Source organism: Mesobacillus sp. S13 (genome assembly GCF_020422885.1).
In the GTDB taxonomy this organism is placed as follows: domain Bacteria; phylum Bacillota; class Bacilli; order Bacillales; family Cytobacillaceae; genus Mesobacillus; species Mesobacillus selenatarsenatis_A.
In genome coordinates, this window is record NZ_CP084622.1 from 3,964,948 (window position 1) to 3,981,425 (window position 16,478).

The following is a 16,478-nucleotide window of genomic DNA, read 5'->3' on the forward strand; positions in this document are numbered from 1 at the left end:
GTTTTGTATTGAAGGAGAGATTTTCATGGAATTTACTTATTATAATGAAAAACTGATCGGACAATTAGAATACGGGTTCCTTCCAATTTCCCCGAATACTGAGATGGGCTACAGGCCTATGGAACTTTTCGTATCTTCATTGACTGGGTGCAGTACCTCGGTACTGGCAAATATTCTTGAGAAGAAGAGAATAGACTATAAAAGAATGGACGTCATAGTGTCAGCAATCCGAAACACCGAAGAGGTAAACCGGATTGAACAGCTGACCTTCAATGTGGCCGTCCAGACAGACACAGAGGATAAGCAAAAGCAAGCTGAGAAGATTGCCGGCCTTGTCCTCAAAAACTGCGGCATGATCCAATCTGTCATCGGAAGCATCGACATCCACTATCAGATTGAGTTCACGCCAGATCAGCCAAAAAAAGGTGATGTTGCTTGAATTATATAACGATTGGCAGGTTCACGCTGCCGGCAGATTTGCTTGCCGCGTTTGCTGCCATTTTTATTGGAGCCCTGATTTATCGGGCAAGGGAGAAAAAGAGCATAGGAGACTGGTATTGGAATAGCTTCTTCATCTATATAGCGATTTACAAGCTTAGCTATGCCGTTTTAAATTTTAAGATGTTCCTGGATACTCCCTTCTCCCTCCTTTATTTCAACGGAGGTACGGAAGGCCAGATTCTTGCTTTTGCAGGCATTTCAATCTACTTATATTTGATTTCAAGGAAAAAGGAGAACCTGGTTTTTGTACCTGAATATCTGCCAGGCTACTTCCTTTTCTTCCTTCTCTATTGGACTGGATTATTCGCGTTTTCAGAGGATTTCATTGCCGCTGGAGTACAGGCCATCCTATTCATTGTCTTTGCCGGGATTTATTTTAAAAGAATGGAACTAAACACGGAATATGCGATACTATTCCTGATGGTGGAGGCTCTGATTCTCAGCCTTTTTTCCGATTTACTTGCAGTAGAGAATCTGCTGATTTTCGCACTAGGAATTTACTTAATCATGTTTCAGCGTTTTAAAAAGGAGGATGCTCAGCATTGAATAAAAATCTTTTATCATTCGCGATTTTAGCATTGGCTGTCGTCATTTTGATCGTGAATATCTGGAAACCAGGGGCGACCGAGGGCGAAAAGGATACAACAGCACCAACAGGTGATTCCGTTGAAACGACCGAGGATATTCCGGGCGCTAAGCTGTCTTCATTGCGAGAAGGCGCAGAGGCACCTGACTTCGAACTCAATACGCTTGAGGGTGAGAGCATCAAGCTGTCTGATTACCGGGGCAAAAAAGTGATCCTGAACTTCTGGGCTACATGGTGCCCTCCATGTAAAGCCGAAATGCCGCATATGCAAAATTTCTATGAAGACTATAATGACCAGGGCGTTGAAATTCTAGCCGTCAACCTGACGAACATGGATAAAGGCGAGGAAGAAGTCCAAAAATTCGTCGATGAATATGGGTTGACCTTCCCAATTCCGATGGATGAAGAAGGATTCGCCGGAACCACCTATCAGGCATTTACGATCCCAACAAGCTACATCCTCGACGAAAACGGAGTAATTACGAAAAAAATCGTCGGCCCGATGGACGAGAATATGATGAAGGACCTTACTGGGGTTAAATAGGAAAGTCACGGCTGGGAGCCGTGACTTTTTTGATTGGTTTTTGGTTTTTATGGACATTTTGGCGTTGGGTTTCCTCTGAAATGTCCATTAAACCTTATTTCTTGGACATTTTGATGCTGCTCCGCCTCTGAAATGTCCAATAAACCAATGCATTCTACGTGCTTAAGATTTTCTGCTCTCGAACGGCTTTGAATGTCCCTTTTTCTTTTAAGAATTGCTTAATAACATCCACTGCATGAACATCATGATAAGTTTTATCTGCTTCAGCGCCTTTAAACAGCTGTTTGCCTGCCCCTACAATCTTGTATTTCTTCGTCAGATCGATCTCCTGCCCACCTATGAGCAGCTTCTGAATTCTGTTCCCTTCCGGATTGTATGGCTTGAAGGACATGAATAACCCTGAGGACCTGAGAATATATCCGCCTTTTTGCTTGAACGGATCCCTTGAAAACACCATTTCCAGATTCTTCTCGAGGGCATTCATCAGGCGCTCTCCTGTCATCTCAAGAGTGAACATTTCCGGGTTTGTCGGGATGATGGTGTGCAGCTCATACTCAGTAATATCTCCTGCTGGGACTGGCGTACCATATCTCCACCCATGCGAAAATGCCAAATCGCTATCGTAGGCGTGACGATATGCATCTGTGATCAGTTGATCCATCGGGGCTTCATTCAAGGTCATTCTGTGTAAAATAGACTCTGTCTTTCCAACGACATTACCCCGCTCCTTACTGTACGGTTCTAATATCTCTGCAATGATTCCCACCATTTCCTTATCTTCAGGAAAGCTCTCATCGATTGGCACTAGTTCGTATCGATAGTCTTCCATTTTGCCGTCTTCAAGAGTGATATCCAGTTTTCCAAGGAATGATGCACTTGAACCAGCCTGAACGACAAGAGTATCGTTGACGGTAATTGCCTCTTCTACCCTGTCATGGCTGTGTCCCGACAAGATGATATCAATGCCATCAACAAGAGTTGCCAGTTCAACATCAAGAGGAAGGCCCATATGGCTTAACAACACAACTAGGTCTACCTGCCCCTTCAAGGCTTCCACACAATCACGCGTTTCCTCCACCCCTCTAGAGAACGCAAGGCCTTTTGAGAAGCTTTCAGGCATCGTCTCGTCGACATAAGGATAAGTCAGTCCAATGATACCGACCTTGACACCCTCTAGCTCCTTGATGATATATGGCTTCATAAACGATTCATTTGTTTCTTGATCTTTTACATTGCAAGCAACGGAGGGAAACGGCAATGCTTTTACAAGAGAAGACAACTGTTCTTTTCCGTAGGCAAAATCCCAGTTCCCAGGTACCCAGCCATCCAGCCCTATTTTCTCCAATGCTGGTAAAATTGCTTCGCCTTTCGACGCTACTAATGGAAGTGTCCCATGAAACAGGTCTCCTCCATCCAGGAATAGAACATTCTTTTCTTGAGATTTAAGATCCTTGATGTACTTCGAAATCCTTGGAAAACCACCTGTTTTACGAAGTTCAGGCTGGTTCTCTTTCCAGAATAGTTCATGATGGAGTTCCAGGCTCCCATGTGTGTCGTTTTGCTGTATAATCGTCAATTTTGTCATAGTTTCCTCTCCTCCATTGCTAGTTAAAGCTCTTTCCATAAACCTCCTGAATTGCATGATGCTTATGGAAAAAGCCTTTTGCCTTATATGCAAAAGGAGTACCCTGCATTAGGTACCCCTTTTTTACAATGTCAAAGCTCAGTGCCTCTTTTCCCGAGTCGCCGCTGCTTTTCAAATTATCTTACTGCGCATCGGTTCGGACCGATTTCCATTTCCCGCTGTTCTTCGATATCTGGATTGATTTTACCCATATTCATCTGCCTGATTTCCTGGTAGGAGTTAGGCTGAGGCGGGAGATTTTCGGTTACTGTCTTCCTGAACGTCTCTTCGCTGTCGATTTGCAATCCGTGGTTCTCGGCGTACAGCACGCCAAGTTTTTCGGAAATGCTGCCATCATCATTCATCTCATTGATCCCCATATAGTGGGCCGGCAGGACAAGTAATTCATCGGCAAGTTCTTTGTAACGCTGATACAAAGTATTCCTCAGGTCGCCTACCCAGTCCTGAGCCAGGCCGGCCAGGTCAGGGCGTCCGATTGAGTCAATGAAGAGAATGTCACCGGTCAGCAGGAATTGATCATCGATGATGAACGAAGTACTGCCAATTGTATGGCCCGGAGAATACAAAGCCTGGATCACAGTGTTTCCAACCTTGATTTCATCGCCATCCTGAAGAGGTTCATATTGGAATGTCACTTCTTCTGCATCTTTAGGCGGAAGGTAGTACTTGGCTCCCACTTTATCAGCAAGCTTCTTTCCGCCGGAAATATGGTCAGCATGGAGATGTGTATCAAGCAAGGCAACCAGCTTGAAGTCCTTCCCTGACATGAATTCCTCATACTGTTCAATCATCCGGTTTGTATCAATGATGGCAGCCTCGCCATTCGATTCAACAAGATAGGAAAGACACCCTTTCCCGATACGGACGAATTGATAGAGCGATCCGCCATTTTTAAGGTCACCAATCTTAATAGGCTCCAAATACTCACTCCAGGCTTTCATACCGCCTTCAATAGAGTATACATTCGTGTAACCAGCCTCTTCAATTTGCTCGGCAACAAACTCAGACGAACCACCTTTTGCACATACGACGTAAATGTCCTGGTCTTTAGGCAATACATCCTTTATTGGATCAATACCTTCAAGAAGGTCAAAGTACGGCGTATTATGGACTTTTACATTGCGGCCTTCGATTTTCCAATCATCGAAGTCATCTGTATTTCTTGCATCAATGATAAACAGGTCATCATGGTTTATGACTTTTTGTGCTATTTCTTTTGCTGTGATTGTCTTTACCATCTGATTCCTCCTGTTTTGCTTTGAGTTTAGAATGTCAATGTAATGTTAGCATCGCTAGCGAAGTGAAGGAATGAAGCAGCTCCGCCAACGTCAATGCCATCAACGAACTGGTCTTTTTGAAGTGACATTACGTCCATTGTCATCTGGCAGGCAATCATCTTTACGCCCATTTCAGCTGCCATTTCAACTAGTTGGTCAACTGGAGGAACATTTTCTCGTGCGAAACCTTCTTGGAAGTGCTCTGTACCTGCTGGCATAGGAAGTTGTTTGTGGGCTTCCTTATGGATCAAGTTCAAGCCTTCAAATGTGAAGAAAATTCCTACTTCTGCGTCTGTTGCTGCTGCCGCAGTCGCGATATTGAATACTTTATATGCATCGAACATTCCGCCATTAGAGGCGATGATAGCTACTTTCATTATTTTGGTTCCTCCTATTTTTCAACCGATGTTTCGGTAGGACCTGTCCAGCCCTTCATCCCTGAAACAACATTTATTGGTTTCTTAAATCCTTTTTCGGCAAGCTGTTTCGCCGCCATATCACTTCTTGATCCGGAACGGCAAATGATGTAGACATCCTCTTCAGGGTCCAATTCATTGAAACGCTGCTCCAGTTCTCCAAGCGGAATTGATTTTGCATTAGGAATGTGTCCAAAAGCATATTCAGCAGATTCCCTTACATCGAGAATGCTTAATTTCTCTTCGCCTTCCATCTTGGCCAGTACTTCTTCAAGTGTAGCTGTATGCGGGTGTGGCGATTCATTGTTCAGTTCTTCATCTCTGGCTTTGCGAAGATAATGTTTGAGCACATCTCCATCTGTGATTGTACCAAGGTATTGATTGCCAGTACTTTCAGCCCATGCTTTCAGGTCGGTAGTCGAACCTTTATCTGTAGCCTGTACTTCAATAACCTGGCCAGGCTCAAGCTCATTCATTGTTTTCTTCGTTTTGACAATCGGCATCGGGCAAGCCAGACCTTTTGCGTCCAGTACTTTATCCGCAGAAATTGACATAGTAATCCCCCTTCCTAAAGTTTAGTATTCATAAATTCGCGGAATCCATACTGCAAAGTGTATCCCTAGTTTATATACCCCACAAGGTAAAAACTATGCGTATATTGTAAAAAAAATAAAAAGAAACAGCAACCATTTTGCTTCGATGCGTTTCCTGCTTATTCCTTGCCAAAATAGGTACCTTGGATAAAATAAAATTGCCTTGATTTCACCTTACCCACTCTGAAGAACCACGGGGTATGCTTACCTGGTACACACTGATTAAAATCTGGATCGTCATTGCAATCGAAAAGAGGTAAAAAAAAGCCACAGCAAACGATGCTGTGGCTCCTCCTATTCAATTCTTCCGTTAATCAAAAGCTGATTCCATGTTTTACCGCCATCCTTGGATTCGTAAAGATCGTTCAAGATGGTGATAAAAGCAATCGTGCCGTCCTGCTCAGGATCAGCCGCTATATAGGTAATCGGATTGTCATACTTCAGGTTGGGGATAGGAAGCTCCTCCCCTGTACCTTGCTGCCCTACTGGAAGTCTGACTAGCTTAATTTTTTCATGTTCTACAGGTGCGATATACAAGTTCTCCTTGGAATAAGCAGCTGCCGTTACCATTTGATAATCTCCTTTTCTTTCCATCGTTGTGCCAAAATCGTTCGAAACAAAAACTCCTTCCCTCGTTGCCATCGCTAAGGTGCCTCCGTTTTCAGGGTGAACCGCAATCATACCCAGGCTGTTTGCATCGAGGCCATTAAGCTCCACAGGTTCCCATGCCCCTCCTTTATCTTTGGATACATAAACACCTCGTTCCAGCTCGGAGTTGGGTTCCTCGTTTATCAAGTAATAGACGTTATCGCGAAAGCTTGCAGACAGGAAGTGAAAATCGCTCTCTCCATAAAAAGCTATTTTTTCAAGTGTCTTGCCGTTGTCCGTACTTTTCACAAGGCCTAGCGGGTTTTTAAGGTCCGATCCTTGTGCTGGATGACCGCTTGCTACAAATCCATCTTCAACAGCCTGAAATCCCATATAATCATGGTTTTCGTCCGTCATTTCAAGCCATTCACCATTTTTATAAATCTTCAAGCCCTGGTGGGAGGCAACATATAATCCGTCATCATTTCCCGGGTAACCAATCCCATGGATATGTTCGATCGTTTGTGGATCTGCCTTTAAAATAAAGTCAGTCTGCGGTTCCTTTTGTGATGTATTTTTCTCCTCGGTTTTATCCTTACTTTCATCAGTAGCAGGCTGAGCCTGTTCATGATTTTCTTGACCTGAACATCCGGTGAACAGGATTGCGGCAAGGATAGGAATCAAAACTGATCTTAATTTATACATTTTTACTACCTCCGTTTTTTTCTCTTTGTTGTCCAATAATAGTAGCAAATCCCGGCTGCTGCCGCAAAAATTGCTGCAGCAAGCTGATATTGTGTTTCCCAGCCAATAACAGTATGAACGGAGTATGCCTCGATTAAGAGGGCAGGAATTTTGCCAATTGTACTCGAAGCTGCAAAAGCCCATGTCCCTATCTTGCTGTATGAAGCGGCAAGGGTGACGAGTCCGGATGGCGCGAACGGAAAAAGCCTTAAGACAAGGACCAGCACAAACGCCTCCATGCCCTTTGTTCCCTTTAGCTTTTCCAATAATTTAAATCCTTTTATAGAACCGATTTTGCCACTCAGGCTTTTAAGCCCCTTACGATACAGTATAAAACTTAAGACAGCTCCCAATGCTTCCCCTAAAGTGGAAAGAACAAGCCCCCAGAAAAATCCAAAGAAAACGATGTTCGCAGCTGTCACAAAAGCGCTTGGGATGATACCTGCTATCGCGATGACTATGCTGACTGCAAGGCTAATGATAGCGGCTATCCAAAATGGCTGGCCGGATAAAGCTTCCAATAATGACATATACAGCCTCCAGTATTTTTCAAAACTTTGTCACTGCTTCTGCTAAGTTTTTGCAAATTATCCCGGTAAGATTTATGTATACCTGAAAGGAGCTGACCAAGACATGAAAAAACTTACGTTAAGTTTATTAGGCGCAGCATTGATATTTGGAGCAAGTACTGCTGCCTTTGCAGAAGAAGGGACAGAAGGAAAAGGAACATTTAATTTTGGTCAAATGAAGACGTTGATCGAAAAGATGCACCCAGGCATATCCGATGAAGGAGTCAAGCAAATGTACAATGACTGCCACGGAACTAATGGCGCCATGCCTAGCAAAAACTTTAATATGATGGATAGCGACCATATGAATAACCTGTAAATACAACTCCAGCATTTCATTCGACTAGCAAGAAGGGTTCTGGATAAAATCCAGACCCTTTTTCTATGTACTGAATCTATCTTAGCTTAAGATGACGCAGAAAACATAAAGAAAAGAATTGCGTAAAAAAACAACCTAACCAAATCGGTCCAGGCTGTCTCAAAAGTTTGCTTAAACTAATACTTTATTATGTTCATGCTGTGATGGCAAATCGGCTATCATTGTGCCATCTTGCGAATGCTGTGATGGCAGGTCGGCTATCATTGTGCCATCTTGCGAATGCTGTGATGGCAAATCGACTATCATTGTGCCGCCTTGTGAATGCTGTGATGGCAGGTCGGCTATCATTGTGCCATCTTGCGAATGCTGTGATGGCAAATCGGCTATCATCTTGCCGTCTTGCGAATGCTGTGATGGCAGGTCGGCTATCATTGTGCCATCTTGCGAATGCTGTGATGGCAAATCGGCTATCATTGTGCCGTCTTGCGAATGCTGTGATGGCAAATCGGCTATCATTGTGCCATCTTGCGAATGCTGTGATGGCAAATTGGCTATCCTCTTGCCGTCTTGCGAATGCTGTGATGGCAGGTCGGTCAGGTTCTTATCGGCGGAACCTAAACACAACACTCCTGCAACAAAAGCTGCTATAAGGGGCAAAATCAATGTTCTCTTCATTTTATACCTCCTACGCCGGTAAAACATCAACAATACTTCAATAATTTTTCCATCTCATCTCTTACTAAACTAGCAAACTTCTCATTTTTCTGCAGCTTGAATATCGTGACTGCTTTTTCAAGATATTCCTTACCTTTGTTTTCTTTACCCAATTTAATGTAATTCATGCCTGTTTGGTAACAAAGTTCTCCAAATAAATACATGTTTTCTTCATATATACAGTTATCGATTCCTTTGCTGGAATAGATGAGGGATTCTTCATATCTCTCAAGCTTTGATAATGCCTGGGCAAGCCCATAGAGAATCCTTAGCCAGATTCTTGAATCTTGGACTTGAGGGAGCTCTGTCAATTGGTTCAAAGCTTTTTGAAAAAGCCCGACAGCCTCGTCCAGGTTCCCGCTATCCTTTTCAATGATTGCCATGCTCGTCAAAATCTCAATTTCCCGTTCTGTCATTGCAGCCTCTTTCTGATGGGTCATGTCCAAAGCCTGAACAAGCAGGTCAATGGATTTCTGTCTATCATCTTCCAGGTAATAGCTGCATATTCCCTGGTGCCATACCAGGAATTGATTGTATGATGTATGTTTGAACAGTGGATTATCCTGTTCCTTCTGGATGATTTCATTGATTGCGGCATAATCCCGTTCTCTTTTATACTTTTTTATTAACTCCGTAACCGCGATCGCGTAATTGTATGTATCAGTAGAAGCGATATCGAAAAAATGGTTAAGCTCAACTTCAAGCTTTGTTGCCATTTTTAATAATTGATCGATTGTTGGATATTTCTCTTCTTTTTCAAATTGAACGATATCCTCTTCAGAACAGATCCCTTCAGCCAACTGTGCCTCAGTCAAACCTTTAAAAACCCTAGAAGACCTAAGAATTTTCCCGAAGTTATATCCAACCAGGCTCATCCCCTACACCCCATTTAATAGTAATTATATTTATATTATCACAATGTTAATAACTTTTAAAAATCGGAAGAGAGTACCCGGATGCAAATTCTGTATTTCCCAATCCAGGCGTTATTTTAGATAAGTGAAATAGGGCAGTATCAGCACAGCCATGGAAAGCAGGCCAACTACAATCGCTCCTGCCTTGTTTTTTTGCTTCCAGATCGTCACTGCAAATGCGAGGGAGTACAACGATACCAATAGCACCCCTCCCCAAATCCAATAAATCATTTTAATCCCTCACCTCCCGCAGCTCTGGCAGCTTGGTCTGCCTGCCAAACTCGCCAAATCGGATATCAACATTCACATTGATTTCAGCATCGGGATACGATTTCATCCAGTCAAAATCCCTGAATTCCTGGAGAGTCCAAAATCCCTTCCTAATCGGAACCGACAAATGGAAAGTATCGCCTTTGAATTCTTCTTGAGTATATTTAATGTATTGTGTTAGATGTTCTTCCATTGTTTTTGTCATCGACTTCTTCAATTCAGCTACTTTATCATTATTTTTTGCAAAATTGACCATACTCGGATCACTGAGTATTTCAACATAAACCGGAACCCTTATATCTATAATTGCTTTACCGTTTCGCTGCTTGAAGTCATAGCTATTCTTCCTTTGTTTAGCGACTCTTGCTGAGATTCGATACCTTTCATCAAATGGATCCTTGAAAGTCGTCTTAAAATCTTCTAATTCCCAAGTATTGTCCAGCAGGGAGGAGATCCGTGTTTCTTCTCCTGTTATTTTTCCAATCATCATTCCTTCTTTAAAAACAGCAGATCCCATGAACTGTGTGTCATTTGTTTTTCCGCCAAATTGGACTTCCCCTGCCATGAAGTCATCATCAGAAATAATCTCTTTATCTCTTTCCTTCTCAGTTGAAGCATAAATCGCCAGGAATAAATCTGCGTCAGTTTCTGCCACCTGGAAAAAGCCATTCAAATCAGTATTCGGAATCATTCCTGTCTCTTTTCCCCTCCTGATCATGAACTCAAAATATTTATGTGGCCTGGTCTCAAGTAATGGGTTATTGTTCAAGATGAATTTTTCGGCACTTTCTTTTGTTATGACCAATTCTGTGGTCCTTTTAATTTCCCTGTCTTTCGCTGCTGAGTAGATCACCCTGATAAAATCAGGTTTCCTCGCTAACTCCTCCGATACAATGATGACACTTAATAAGTCATAGGAAATTTCCTTTGAGATGACTGTATTCGCTGTATTCCGTGAACTGATGAAATCATCGGCCACAAGCGAAATGACTTCCTCCGGAGATTCAGTTGATCCACCTCCCGATTGCTGCGAACCTACCTCAGGATTGGCGACTAAATACGTCACCTTGATTTTCCCTTCCTTTTCGTGTGCATCAAGACCAATACCAATCACATAGGCTTTTTGGTCAAGTTCGGTCTTATCCCAACAGCCTGTCAAAGAAAAGGTAATGATGATCATCATAGAGATTTTAATTAGATTCTTGAACTGTCCCATTTTTAAAATCTCCCCGTATCTTCGCAATTAGCCACATAAGCGGCGGCAGTAAAAAAAATACCGGACTGACCATCATCAATATGTTTTGCCTCATGTTATAAAGTACGATTGATGGGCTGTCTGGTGCGAGACCAAATAAAATGATCAGTGTCGTTATTAACGGTATCAAATATTCAGATTCCTTAATATTCAGGATTCCTGCCAGAAGTACCGCACTGATATATAAATAAAATGAAAACCTTATGAAAGTAGCCACGAGCCAAAATGGGAAGAATAAGGTTTCTACATTTTGCAGGAAGCCAACCTCGATATACCTGATTGTTTCATGGAAAGGGTAACTTAGCATCTCGGCCGTTGAGTAATCAAAAAGCATCACAAATGTGACCATTGCCAGGCTAATTTCCAGTGTGACCATAATCAATCCCAAAATCGTCCCTTTTTTAAAATCCTTGAAAGATACTACCAGCGGAGCAATCAACCCGATAAAAAACAAATCCGAAAAGATGGATACATTTTTGGCAGAGGCCTTAAGTATCTCCATACTGCCTTCACCTAAAATCGGAAAAATATAATCAAAGTGGCCAGTATTCAAACTGACTAGTATCGCAATGAATAATGTGATTTTCAAATAGGGCAGCAATACCCAAGCCACAGTTCCAATCTGCTCAATTCCCCTCTTAGCTCCATAGCCGCAGACCAGCATCAAAATGACATAAATGATACTGGGAGGAGTCTTCGTGAAATACATGGTGCCAATTATATCAACGTATATACCGGTATCAACGGTAATAGAAGCAACTCCTGCCACCAGGAGAAGAATAGAAATGATTGTCCCGAAAAACTTTCCAAATATGTGGATGATGACCTCATGCAGATTCTTGCCTTTATGAGCTGACAAAACTTTAATCAACAGGATGACCGGGATAAAAGCCATTACGCCCATCAGCAAAACGACGATCCATCCGGCGTTCCTTGCATTTTCGTAAATAATTGTGGGAGTATCGTCACTAAGCTTGGTACCAATTGTTAAGGCAATGATCGCCACATATTCTTTTATCCCAATTTTCCCCTCGTTTCGTTTCATTGCTTATGCCCCATCGCTTTTTTTTGTGAATCAGAGGTTTTCAAAAATCCCGGGCGGAGTTTCTCATTTTTCACAAGCCGCCGAAAAATAGTATCCTTGGACGATTTATAACTTGGAGACAACGGTGCTAAATATGGAACACCGAAGGATTTGAGTGAAACCAAATAAAAAATGCCTGCAGCAAAAAATGCTGTCATCCCATATATCCCCAAGAATGCTGCACTCAGGATAAAAGCAAAACGGATGAGCCGTACAGCGAAGTTCAGGCTTAAATCTGCAACCGCAAAGGAACTCAGGCCGCCTAGTGCCACCACAATAATGACAATCGGGGAGATGATATTCGCCTCAACGGCAGCCTGTCCAAGAATGAGCGCACCAACAATACCGATCGTCGGACCGATTGGACTGGGCACACGCAGTCCCGCTTCTCGGATCAGCTCAAAAGCAGCTTCCATAACCAAGATTTCAATCACTGCAGGGAATGGCACTTTCTCTCGGGAAGAGGCAATCGCAAGCAGTAAATCCGGCGGAATCATTTCCGCATGAAAGGTGGTAATCGCAATATAGATGGCTGAAGTGAAAAGCGTAATGAATAGCGCAACCATTCTTAAGGCTCTAGTGAAATTGCCATAATGAATTCTCAAGTAGTGATCTTCGGGACTATGGAAAAAAGACCAGAACGTCGCAGGCAGAACCAGGCTATCAGGTGAGTTGTCCATAAGCAAAGCAATATAGCCATCTTCAAGGAAAGAGGCGGCCCGATCAGGACGTTCCGTTGTCAACACACTTGGAAACAGCGAGTAATTCCGCTCCTCAATGTATTCCTCCAGCAGCGAAAGGTTTTGAAGGGCATTAACCTCAAGACTGCCCAATCGCTCCTTGATATTGTCCACCAGCTTTTCATTGGCAAGACCACGAATATACAGAATGTAAACATCATTATGCGAGCGCTGGGATACTTCGATCACTTCGACAATCAAATTCTCATTCTTGATTTTCTTCCTGAGCAGGGAGATGTTTGCCACTACTTTTTCATTGAAGGCCTCTTTTGGTCCTTTAATTAAAATTTCGCTCTCGGGTTTTTCAATGGCCCTGCTCTGGAAATCAGGACAATCAAGGATATATCCCTTTGCTTCACCATCTAATATCAGCAGGGCATTGCCTTTATTCACATCCTTGACAGCATCCTTGAAAATCTCAATTTCATGGACCATTTGGATGGAAACAACATCTTTTACCCTTTTATTTGCCGAGGTGTTTTCCGTCAAAGGCTTGAGGATGTTTTCTTCTATACTCTTAACATCTGAGATTGTGCTGATGAATATAAGAGCTGCATTTTTACCGAAGCCCTCAAGGTGCATTTCCCGCAATTTTACGTCCTTGTTGTCAGGAATGCTGTAGAGTTTTTTGATCACTGACAGATTGTCTACAAGATTGCGTGAAAACTTCTGATTCTTCAGGTCATCCTGCTCTCCAGTCAGCTTTTCCGCCGAGGGAGAAGGTTGTTTTTGCGGTTTGTTGATCAGCCTGAGCATTTCCTTTAACAAATTCCATCTACTCCCTGCCAGTCGGATTGCTTATTTCCTTTTCTTAACTTTTACTAAACTGCTATGATTTATGAGTTTTTACCATACAAAAAACCCAGGAAAAATCCTGAGCTTGTTATAAGTTCTTTTGTTTTGGTGCTGCCAGTATGTAGACTGCACCTCCCCCTAACGCAATGATGCTGATAGGAATGATGAACGGTTTGGCGATGTCCTTGATTTCAGAACAATTTTCACCTAGGACGATGCCTAGATAAAGGAAGAATACTGTCCATGGAATCATTGCCGCAATGGTATAGAATGTGAACTTGATGGCTGACATGCCCGCAATCCCCGCAGGTATCGAAATGGCATGCCTGACCACCGGAATGAACCTTGCCGAGAAAATGACTCCAGAACCATATTGATTGAACCATTTTTCCGATACTTCCAAGTGGTGCTTGTTGATGAATAAGTATTTCCCGTATTTCTCCAGCACCGGACGGCCGCCAAAATAGCCAAGCCAATAGAGGAACAGCTGCGCGATTGTCCCGCCGATCGTCCCAGCAACAACTGCACCAGTAAAACCGATGGTTCCTTCTGAAATCATATAACCGCCATAGCCAAGGACGATTTCACTTGGAATGACCTCAAGCATCAATCCAATAGCAATCCCAATATAACCAAGGCTCGACAGCCAGTCCAAGACAGCCATGATAAATTCTTGCATGTGCACCACTCCAATTCCTTTCACTCTTTAAAAATATATTTATGAATGTCCAAGTTTATCTCACTTTAGGCAAGAAAAAGAACCTGCCCAATTTGACAGGTTCTTTTAAAAAGGAACGTCAGCTGCGCCAACCGCCTCTGAATAAGACTCTAAGACCGATAAAGATAATGACAAAAGCGAAAAGCACGATAACAATAACACCAATAATTCCAAAGATGCCAAGTCCCGAAAGAGTCAACAGCAACGGTCCGAATTCAATCAGTGCCCAACCAGCAAGCATACAGGCGAGAAACAGCAACACATTGGATCCCCAGTTGAATGACATATCATAATCCCTCCTTTTCTATCCAGAATATGTATGTACGGGTAATTGGTACGGGCTAGTGAACTATTCTTGAATTTTTTGTGTAAAAAAGAATCTGCTCGACGAAAATAGAATTACATAAATTTGGTTAATTCCGTTTTTGAAGGGAAAAACAAGGGAAAAGTAAATACTGCTTTCATACATACAACGAGAAGTAAGAGGGGGACTAAGATGTCTAATCACTTATATATGCGTTTCATAAAGCTGCCAATAATAGCAAGGATCCTTATGATTGCCTCTTTAATGATTACTCTGTTTGGGGTAGTCATTCATTTTGTTGAACCAAGAAGCTTTCCGACTATCTTTGATGGTGTTTGGTGGGCGATCATCACTGCATCAACAGTAGGATTCGGAGATTTTTATCCCGTTACGACTTGGGGACGAATCACGGCAATCCTGCTCCTGCTGATTGGAACAGGATTTTTATCATCCTATTTCATCCATCTATCAGCTGCGACGGTTACCAAACAAAATGCATATGCAGAGGGAAAGGTAGGCTATAGGGGAAGTGGCCATATCATCATCATCGGTTGGAACGAAAGGTCTCGCTCTGTCCTTCGATCTCTCATACAGGCGGATGAAACCATCATATTAGTTGATGATACACTCGGGACAAATCCCATTATGGATGACAATGTACATTTTATCAGAGGCCGTGCAAACAAGGATCAAACCTTACTTGATGCCGGCATTACTACGGCCAGCAAAGTGATTATAACTTCAGACCAGAACCTGGATGAGCTGCAGGCAGATATGAATACGATCCTCACACTGCTTGCGATCAAAGGATTAAACCCGGATATCCGCTGTATTGCTGAAATTCAAACTGGTGAACAAATCAATAATGCTAGAAGAGCGGGAGCTGATGAACTGATTCCTGCAAATGCTTTGACCAGTGCCGTCCTGTTAAACAGCATCGCCTCTGAGGAGGTTGTGAATCCTTTATTGGATATGCTTGGGGAATTGAACGGAAAACGCTTGGCTTATATTGAAGCCGAAGCTTCCCTGATTGGCAAGAATTTTCAGGATGCTAGCCAATTTTTGCTGAAAGAACGGAATGTTATATTGATTGGACGTAAAAGAGGGGATGACGTAATCGTCAACCCCAAGAACAATATCAAAATTAGGTACGATGATCAGCTACTCGCCATTTTAAATGACGATTAATGCAACAAAGCAGATTCTACTTCGCGGACAAGCGAACGACCTACTTCAATGTACTTTTCTGGAAAGCTCGCATCCTTATCGACCGGTTCCTGGAACTGGTTGAAGGATGCGCTGGCATTCCCAATCTCCGCATGGTCATCGATCCCACGCTGATATTTATGGGAAAGCAGGAAAGGGCGCTCAAATTGAACAGTACAGCCCTTCGAATCAAGCTGACCATCGATCGCCTTGAATGGAAGCCTCAAAAATTGGTACCCAACTTCGTCATCTATCTTATAATCAAACGCCCCATGGTCGTAATCCCAGTTTCCTCCGATTGAATATCCCAACGGTTTCAGCATCTGCTCCAGTTTAAAAAGATCAAAATGTTTGCCCTCAAGCTCAGATTGTATCTCAATCATTGGTCGTTTCCGCCTTTCCACGTGTTTTTGCTTAGTTTTAACCAAAAGCAGACATTTAATGAGCGGTGACCGCTTCAATTGGCCCGAATTCTAGCTGATGATCGAGGGTCTTTTCAAGTTTATTGGCGGAAAAATAATTTTATTGGCGATTTCTACAGTTTTATTGGCGAAAATTTATTTTTATTGGCGATGTTCACAACTTTATTGGCGATTTTTTAAATTTATTGGCGAACTGGAAATTTCGCGCGATCTTTTCCAGCTTTCAAAAAGCACATTATAAAAAGGAGCACCCAACATGGGCACTCCTTTTCCA

General features: G+C 42.7%; 20 protein-coding genes. 5 read left to right on the forward strand and 15 right to left on the reverse strand.

From position 1 onward, the window contains the following. Positions 1 to 25: 25 nt before the first annotated feature. From LGO15_RS20325 to LGO15_RS20335, 3 genes are read left to right on the forward strand one after another with little or no spacing between them, the layout of a single operon-like run. On the forward strand, positions 26 to 439 hold the full coding sequence (locus LGO15_RS20325) for an OsmC family protein (RefSeq protein WP_167833965.1): 414 nt from the start codon (positions 26 to 28) through the stop codon (positions 437 to 439). Next, positions 436 to 1,047: a hypothetical protein gene (locus LGO15_RS20330; protein WP_226085718.1), complete on the forward strand. Its 612-nt coding sequence runs from the start codon at positions 436 to 438 to the stop codon at positions 1,045 to 1,047. Before LGO15_RS20325 ends, LGO15_RS20330 begins: the two co-directional genes overlap by 4 nt. Then, positions 1,044 to 1,631, forward strand: coding sequence for a redoxin domain-containing protein (locus LGO15_RS20335; protein WP_167833967.1), 588 nt, complete (start codon positions 1,044 to 1,046; stop codon positions 1,629 to 1,631). Before LGO15_RS20330 ends, LGO15_RS20335 begins: the two co-directional genes overlap by 4 nt. Positions 1,632 to 1,785: 154 nt before the next feature. On the opposite strand, the gene LGO15_RS20340 is transcribed toward LGO15_RS20335, so the two are convergent. From LGO15_RS20340 to LGO15_RS20365, 6 genes are all read right to left on the reverse strand, one after another. Then, positions 1,786 to 3,216, reverse strand: a complete 1,431-nt coding sequence (locus LGO15_RS20340) for a bifunctional metallophosphatase/5'-nucleotidase (protein WP_226085719.1) — start codon at positions 3,214 to 3,216, stop codon at positions 1,786 to 1,788. A 176-nt stretch (positions 3,217 to 3,392) separates the two neighbouring features. Continuing rightward, positions 3,393 to 4,514: an MBL fold metallo-hydrolase gene (locus LGO15_RS20345; protein ID WP_226085720.1), complete on the reverse strand. Its 1,122-nt coding sequence runs from the start codon at positions 4,512 to 4,514 to the stop codon at positions 3,393 to 3,395. A 26-nt stretch (positions 4,515 to 4,540) separates the two neighbouring features. Beyond that, positions 4,541 to 4,930 carry a DsrE/DsrF/DrsH-like family protein gene (locus LGO15_RS20350; RefSeq protein WP_167833970.1) on the reverse strand — a complete coding sequence of 130 codons (390 nt, stop codon included), beginning with the start codon at positions 4,928 to 4,930 and terminating at the stop codon, positions 4,541 to 4,543. 14 nt (positions 4,931 to 4,944) lie between these two features. Further along, positions 4,945 to 5,523, reverse strand: a complete 579-nt coding sequence (locus LGO15_RS20355) for a sulfurtransferase TusA family protein (RefSeq protein ID WP_226085721.1) — start codon at positions 5,521 to 5,523, stop codon at positions 4,945 to 4,947. Between the two features lie 333 nt (positions 5,524 to 5,856). Further along, a complete protein-coding gene (locus LGO15_RS20360; protein ID WP_226085722.1) occupies positions 5,857 to 6,855 on the reverse strand; it encodes a F510_1955 family glycosylhydrolase in 999 nt (332 codons plus the stop codon). A 5-nt stretch (positions 6,856 to 6,860) separates the two neighbouring features. Continuing rightward, entirely contained in the window at positions 6,861 to 7,424 is a 564-nt protein-coding gene (locus LGO15_RS20365) for a TVP38/TMEM64 family protein (protein ID WP_226085723.1), read from the reverse strand. Between the two features lie 103 nt (positions 7,425 to 7,527). On the opposite strand from LGO15_RS20365, the gene LGO15_RS20370 reads away from it, so the two are divergent. Beyond that, positions 7,528 to 7,782 carry a hypothetical protein gene (locus tag LGO15_RS20370; RefSeq protein WP_226085724.1) on the forward strand — a complete coding sequence of 85 codons (255 nt, stop codon included), beginning with the start codon at positions 7,528 to 7,530 and terminating at the stop codon, positions 7,780 to 7,782. A gap of 171 nt (positions 7,783 to 7,953) precedes the next feature. Here the strand turns inward: LGO15_RS20370 and LGO15_RS20375 are convergent, their stop codons facing one another. The 8 genes from LGO15_RS20375 to LGO15_RS20405 form a co-directional block, all read right to left on the reverse strand. After that, complete coding sequence (locus tag LGO15_RS20375; RefSeq protein WP_226085725.1) at positions 7,954 to 8,406, reverse strand: hypothetical protein; 453 nt, start codon at positions 8,404 to 8,406, stop codon at positions 7,954 to 7,956. Between the two features lie 77 nt (positions 8,407 to 8,483). Beyond that, positions 8,484 to 9,371 carry a helix-turn-helix domain-containing protein gene (locus LGO15_RS20380; RefSeq protein ID WP_226085726.1) on the reverse strand — a complete coding sequence of 296 codons (888 nt, stop codon included), beginning with the start codon at positions 9,369 to 9,371 and terminating at the stop codon, positions 8,484 to 8,486. Positions 9,372 to 9,482: 111 nt separating this feature from the next. Next, positions 9,483 to 9,611, reverse strand: a complete 129-nt coding sequence (locus LGO15_RS24260) for a hypothetical protein (protein WP_264163793.1) — start codon at positions 9,609 to 9,611, stop codon at positions 9,483 to 9,485. A gap of 31 nt (positions 9,612 to 9,642) precedes the next feature. Next, positions 9,643 to 10,896, reverse strand: coding sequence for a Ger(x)C family spore germination protein (locus LGO15_RS20385; protein WP_226085727.1), 1,254 nt, complete (start codon positions 10,894 to 10,896; stop codon positions 9,643 to 9,645). After that, positions 10,871 to 11,980, reverse strand: coding sequence for a GerAB/ArcD/ProY family transporter (locus tag LGO15_RS20390; RefSeq protein WP_226085728.1), 1,110 nt, complete (start codon positions 11,978 to 11,980; stop codon positions 10,871 to 10,873). Before LGO15_RS20390 ends, LGO15_RS20385 begins: the two co-directional genes overlap by 26 nt. Further along, complete coding sequence (locus tag LGO15_RS20395; protein ID WP_226085729.1) at positions 11,977 to 13,527, reverse strand: spore germination protein; 1,551 nt, start codon at positions 13,525 to 13,527, stop codon at positions 11,977 to 11,979. The genes LGO15_RS20390 and LGO15_RS20395 overlap by 4 nt, the downstream gene beginning before the upstream one ends. 115 nt (positions 13,528 to 13,642) lie before the next feature. After that, on the reverse strand, positions 13,643 to 14,233 hold the full coding sequence (locus LGO15_RS20400) for an undecaprenyl phosphate transporter UptA (RefSeq protein ID WP_226085730.1): 591 nt from the start codon (positions 14,231 to 14,233) through the stop codon (positions 13,643 to 13,645). Positions 14,234 to 14,351: 118 nt separating this feature from the next. Beyond that, entirely contained in the window at positions 14,352 to 14,558 is a 207-nt protein-coding gene (locus LGO15_RS20405) for a hypothetical protein (protein WP_167833980.1), read from the reverse strand. A gap of 210 nt (positions 14,559 to 14,768) precedes the next feature. Here LGO15_RS20405 and LGO15_RS20410 point away from each other — a divergent pair, with 210 nt between their 5' ends. Then, a complete protein-coding gene (locus LGO15_RS20410) occupies positions 14,769 to 15,764 on the forward strand; it encodes a potassium channel family protein (RefSeq protein WP_226085731.1) in 996 nt (331 codons plus the stop codon). Here LGO15_RS20410 and LGO15_RS20415 read toward each other — a convergent pair. Further along, on the reverse strand, positions 15,761 to 16,165 hold the full coding sequence (locus LGO15_RS20415; protein WP_102264151.1) for a YugN-like family protein: 405 nt from the start codon (positions 16,163 to 16,165) through the stop codon (positions 15,761 to 15,763). The two genes, LGO15_RS20410 and LGO15_RS20415, sit on opposite strands and share 4 nt — an antisense overlap. Positions 16,166 to 16,478: the final 313 nt, after the last annotated feature.

Bases quoted from the DNA above. Each gene is read 5' to 3' on its own strand.
- LGO15_RS20405 (WP_167833980.1), bottom strand. From the start codon at position 14,558: ATGTCATTCAACTGGGGATCCAATGTGTTGCTGTTTCTCGCCTGTATG.
- LGO15_RS20340 (WP_226085719.1), bottom strand. From the start codon at position 3,216: ATGACAAAATTGACGATTATACAGCAAAACGACACACATGGGAGCCTG.
- LGO15_RS20385 (WP_226085727.1), bottom strand. From the start codon at position 10,896: ATGGGACAGTTCAAGAATCTAATTAAAATCTCTATGATGATCATCATT.
- LGO15_RS20415 (WP_102264151.1), bottom strand. From the start codon at position 16,165: ATGATTGAGATACAATCTGAGCTTGAGGGCAAACATTTTGATCTTTTT.
- LGO15_RS20345 (WP_226085720.1), bottom strand. From the start codon at position 4,514: ATGGTAAAGACAATCACAGCAAAAGAAATAGCACAAAAAGTCATAAAC.
- LGO15_RS20390 (WP_226085728.1), bottom strand. From the start codon at position 11,980: ATGAAACGAAACGAGGGGAAAATTGGGATAAAAGAATATGTGGCGATC.
- LGO15_RS20360 (WP_226085722.1), bottom strand. From the start codon at position 6,855: ATGTATAAATTAAGATCAGTTTTGATTCCTATCCTTGCCGCAATCCTG.
- LGO15_RS20410 (WP_226085731.1), top strand. From the start codon at position 14,769: ATGTCTAATCACTTATATATGCGTTTCATAAAGCTGCCAATAATAGCA.
- LGO15_RS20370 (WP_226085724.1), top strand. From the start codon at position 7,528: ATGAAAAAACTTACGTTAAGTTTATTAGGCGCAGCATTGATATTTGGA.
- LGO15_RS20355 (WP_226085721.1), bottom strand. From the start codon at position 5,523: ATGTCAATTTCTGCGGATAAAGTACTGGACGCAAAAGGTCTGGCTTGC.
- LGO15_RS20365 (WP_226085723.1), bottom strand. From the start codon at position 7,424: ATGTCATTATTGGAAGCTTTATCCGGCCAGCCATTTTGGATAGCCGCT.
- LGO15_RS20400 (WP_226085730.1), bottom strand. From the start codon at position 14,233: ATGCAAGAATTTATCATGGCTGTCTTGGACTGGCTGTCGAGCCTTGGT.
- LGO15_RS20380 (WP_226085726.1), bottom strand. From the start codon at position 9,371: ATGAGCCTGGTTGGATATAACTTCGGGAAAATTCTTAGGTCTTCTAGG.
- LGO15_RS20325 (WP_167833965.1), top strand. From the start codon at position 26: ATGGAATTTACTTATTATAATGAAAAACTGATCGGACAATTAGAATAC.
- LGO15_RS20350 (WP_167833970.1), bottom strand. From the start codon at position 4,930: ATGAAAGTAGCTATCATCGCCTCTAATGGCGGAATGTTCGATGCATAT.